Genomic DNA, 1,266 nt, shown 5'->3' with positions numbered 1-1,266 from the left:
GTGAGATCGGCCCCGGAGCACCCGTCGGCCGCCGCCGCCCGGATCGCGGCCGCCTGCGGGCTGCTGCCGCTCGCCGTACGGGTCGCGGGCACCCGGCTGGCCGTGCTGCGCCACCTCCCGCTGGCCGAGTACGCGGCCCGGCTGGAGGACCCGGCGGGCGCCCTGGACGAACTGGTCGCCGGAGACGTCACCGTCCGGGCCCGGCTGGACTCCGGCTGGCGCGACCTCACCGACCAGGGCCGGCTCGCCCTCGCCCGGCTCGCCGCCCTGCCGCTCGCCCTGCTCTTCACCCTCCCGGAGGCCGCCGCCGCCCTCGGCCGGCCCGAACGGCTCGCCCTGCGCACCCTGGAGGCGCTCACCGACACCGGGGCGGTGACCTCCCCCACCGGCGAGGTCACCGCCCACGCCGCGCTGTACGCCCTGCCCCGGCTCACCCATCTGCACGCCCGGGAGCGGGCGGTGCAGACCGCCGTCGGGGCACCGGAGACCGTCGGGGCACCGCAGACCGCCGTCGCGGCGCCCGCGCGGTCCCCGGAACCCGTGTGACAGCCCCAGGACCGGCTCACCCCAGGGTCAGCAGGTCCAGCACGTCCGCCCGCTCCGCCCCGCGCCCCTCCGTCAGCCCGGACAGCGCCAGCAGCACCCCGGCCGCCCCCGTGTGCAGGTCCGCCGAGAAGCGCCGCAGCCGCATCCCCGGCACCAGCAGCCCCTCCGGCCGGGCCACCAGGTGCCACTGGAGCCGGCCCACCTGGCCGAGCACCGCCTCCCGGGCCGGCGCCCCGCCCAGCCGGTCCAGCGCCAGCGTCAGCCCGACCCGGCCCCGGAACAGCCCCGGCTCCCGGATGAACCCGGGCGCGCAGACCTTCCGCACATCGGCCAGGAAGGCCTCCCCGCCCGGCAGTTCGCCGTGCTCCAGGTACTCCCGCAGCACCAGCGCGATCCCGCTGCTGCCACGGTCCAGGTAGGCCAGCCTGCGCCCGGACTCCAGCACCTGCGCGGACCCGTCGGGCACCCGGACGCACCGCGCCACCGCCCGCTCCAGCGCCACCCGCCCGGAGTCCAGCAGCCACCGCTCCCCGGTCCGCCGGTACAGCCGCAGCTGGAGCAGCGCGACACCCGCCAGCCCGTACAGCAGCCCGGCGGCCGCGGGCTCGTCCAGCCCGGGCACCGGCCCGCCGCCCAGCACCGCGGCCAACTCCCGTGCGTCGTCCAGCGCGTGGACCAGCTCCCGGGGGCTGTCCAGCGCGTCCGCCAGCCGCAGCCGGG

The 1,266-nt window shown here is 79.1% G+C and carries 2 pseudogenes; one reads left to right on the top strand and one right to left on the bottom strand.

The window, feature by feature from the left end:
* A pseudogene (locus AE652_RS41610) lies at positions 1-546 on the top strand (AfsR family transcriptional regulator); the annotation flags it as partial.
* 16 nt (positions 547-562) lie between these two features.
* Here the strand turns inward: AE652_RS41610 and AE652_RS49380 are convergent.
* A pseudogene (locus AE652_RS49380) lies at positions 563-1,266 on the bottom strand (serine/threonine protein kinase); the annotation flags it as partial.

Origin of the sequence: Kitasatospora sp. MY 5-36 (genome assembly GCF_001182915.1) — a bacterium.
Taxonomy (GTDB): Bacteria; Actinomycetota; Actinomycetes; order Streptomycetales; family Streptomycetaceae; genus Kitasatospora.
This window is presented reverse-complemented; position numbering and strand designations above follow the sequence as displayed.